At 63.9% G+C, this 2,662-nt stretch carries 3 protein-coding genes and 1 pseudogene; 3 read left to right on the forward strand and 1 reads right to left on the reverse strand.

What is annotated here, in order from left to right; all coding sequences use genetic code 11:
- The 3 genes from flaF to I55_RS03905 all read left to right on the forward strand — a co-directional run.
- The coding region (flaF, locus tag I55_RS03895; protein WP_252181003.1) for a flagellar biosynthesis regulator FlaF at positions 1-596 on the forward strand (596 nt) is incomplete at its 5' end.
- 214 nt (positions 597-810) lie between these two features.
- Positions 811-1,542, forward strand: coding sequence for a hypothetical protein (locus I55_RS03900; protein ID WP_148293556.1), 732 nt, complete (start codon positions 811-813; stop codon positions 1,540-1,542).
- 182 nt (positions 1,543-1,724) lie between these two features.
- A complete protein-coding gene (locus I55_RS03905; protein WP_148293557.1) occupies positions 1,725-2,084 on the forward strand; it encodes a hypothetical protein in 360 nt (119 codons plus the stop codon).
- A gap of 257 nt (positions 2,085-2,341) precedes the next feature.
- On the opposite strand, the pseudogene I55_RS03910 reads toward I55_RS03905, so the two are convergent.
- Positions 2,342-2,662, reverse strand: a pseudogene (locus I55_RS03910) (gamma carbonic anhydrase family protein); the annotation flags it as partial.

Consider the following 2,662-nt stretch of genomic DNA (forward strand, 5'->3'; position numbering starts at 1 on the left):
GGTTGTTGATGGCGCTGGCACCCGCCGCCAGCAAACGAGTTAGCCAGGGATCACGTGATCTGATGAAGCCTTCGGCCGGATATACCAACCGTCCCGCGTCGGACAATCCCCGTGACATCGAAGCCTGGGGCTTGACCGAAGCCGCCCGCCGGCTGATGCTGGCGGCCCAGACGCCTGAAAATCCGGAGCCCCTGCGCCAGGCCCTGTCCTTGAACCAGCGGCTGTGGACCATCTTCCAATCGTCCATGGCGGAGCCCGACTGCCCCCTGCCCAAGGACTTGCGTGAGAAGATCCTGGTGCTGTCGCTGATCGTCGACCGCCAGACCTTCGAGCGGTTGGGCGATCTGGACGTCACCAAATTGAACTCGCTCATCGACATCAATCGCAATATCGCGGCCGGCCTTTCCCAGCGCCCCGGCGACGCGGCAGCAGCGGCCATGCCGGCTGTTTCCGCTGGCGCCCCCGCTGCTGGCGCCCCGGTGCCATCACGCGCGCCAGGCGTGGCGCCGCCGCCGGCGGCCCCGGTCGCGCCGCGGCCTGGCATGGCTCCGGGCATGGCGGCAGGTGGGATGGGCAAGTTCAACATATCGATCTAAACGGCCGGCGGCCCCAAAACGGGCGCGAAAAATTTCGCCACCCCAAGGTCGCCGCCTGGAATATCTTGCATTTTATGTTTCTTTCTTGCAGACTGTTGCAAGGTAGTCAGGAACAAATCCGCCCGGCAGGGTTGCCGGTCCCGTTTCGGCTTTTCGGCCTGATGGTTTCACCCCCACCCTTGGGTTCAAGGGCATCGCAGTAGGGATGGCTCCCGTGTCCAGCAGCAGCACCTCTGTCGTCACCGCCGGCGCCGCCTCCAACGCATCGGTGTTCGCCCAGCTGGCGCAGATCCAGGCGCAGTTGCAGGCCCAGAACGACGCGCTGTCCAACCAGGCGACGGCACAGAGTTCCAACGCCATCGGCACTGTCCAGAATTTCACCAAGTCTGTTTCCAAGTCCCAGTACAACACCGTCGCGTCGGCCACCGACATCGGCACCGTGACCAAGGGCCAGACCCGTGTGAACGCCTTCGGCGCCCTGGCGTCAGGAGATCAGGCCGACTACCTCAGCTTCAAGCTTTCGCGCAAAAGTGCCATTAACCTGGGCCATCTGGACATGGGGAAGACCCGCGTCCAGGTGATGACCAAGACGGGCACGGTGCTGGCGGACAGCGACAGCAAATCCGGCAAGCTGTTTGACGCCTACAACAGCATGATCAACGGGCAGACCACGCTGGATGCCGGCACCTATAACATCAAGGTGTCGCGCGCCACCGGCGTGAAGTTGACGGAGAAGGTGAACTACGGCGTGCAGGTCGCCGCCGGCGACTACTCCAAGGATTACACCACCACCGTCACGGCAGCCTCCAGCACCGCCAGCATCTCCGCCAGCGCCGCCGGCATCTCCAGCGCCCTGACCGACCAGATCACCACCATGAAGAACTGGACCATTGGCCAGACAGGTACGCAGAAGCTGATGGGCAGCATGATCGACCTGTTTTCCTAGGCCCTGTTCGGTAACCAGGCGACATATCAAACAGCGGCCGGCCCCTTCGGGCCGGCTTTTTCATGCCTTGATGATGTCACGCGACGCTTGCCGGAACCGGTCCTGGAGCGCAAACTTAAAACTGTAAATCTTTTGGTGAAAGCCACCTCTTTGGTTTCCGATCGACGACGGGGAGGATACTGATGAAAAAATTCATCGGCGCAGTGGCGATGGTTGGCATGTCCCTGACGGCGCTACCCACGATGGCCGCGGGTCCAGGGGGAGGAACGGTCTCGACCTTGGCCCGTCCCGTGACGGTGTATTCCCAGCCGACCCTCGACCTCACCCCCTACTACCCTCCCCACCATCCGAACGCGCCCGAACCAAACGGCATGACCGCAGCGACCAAGGCCCGGCTGACAGCCGTCGCCCATCATGTCGATAGCCTGATTGACCAGCATAAATGCGACGAGGCGGCAAACATCGCCAAGGCGCAAGGGGGCGCGGTGATGGCTGACATGGCCTCCAAGATTTGCGCCCTGCGGTATGGTGGCGCCCCCTGACGACGATGTCACCTTTGGGGGCTAGGGCTTAAATGACCAACCCCAAGGGCTGCGCCGCCGTCGCGGCCTGGGCAGCTTGGATGACGCCGGCATCCAGCGCCCCCTGGGTTTTGCGATAGGCGGCCACCCCTTGCCGACTGGTTACGCCGGTGGCGCCCGCCGCCGTACTCTTATCCGTGCCTGTCGCCTGAGCATGGCTGGAGTCATCCGTTTCAGACCCGGCCTCCCCAACCTGCCATCCGGCAACCCATCCTAGCTCAGCCAATCTCGCCGAGGTACTGCCGGGAAAGACGGACATAATGCGGCGCGGTCAGGGGCAGCGTGGCCTTGTCCTGCTCCGTGAGGGGGCGCAGGAGACGCGCCGGGCTACCACCCCACAATTCGCCTGCCTTGACCCGCTTGCCGGGGGTCACCAGGGCGCCGGCGGCCACCATGGCGCCCGCCTCGACCACGGCGCCGTCCATGACACAGGCCTTCATGCCGATGAAAGCGCCGTCCTCGATGACGCAGCCCGTGCAGCAGGCCATGTGGCCCACCGTCACGTTGTCGCCGATCACGGTGGCGAAGCGCTGGTGGGT

It is taken from the genome of Azospirillum sp. B4 (assembly GCF_000333275.1).
Lineage (GTDB): Bacteria > Pseudomonadota > Alphaproteobacteria > Azospirillales > Azospirillaceae > Nitrospirillum.

Bases quoted from the DNA above. Each gene is read 5' to 3' on its own strand.
- I55_RS03905 (WP_148293557.1), top strand. From the start codon at position 1,725: ATGAAAAAATTCATCGGCGCAGTGGCGATGGTTGGCATGTCCCTGACG.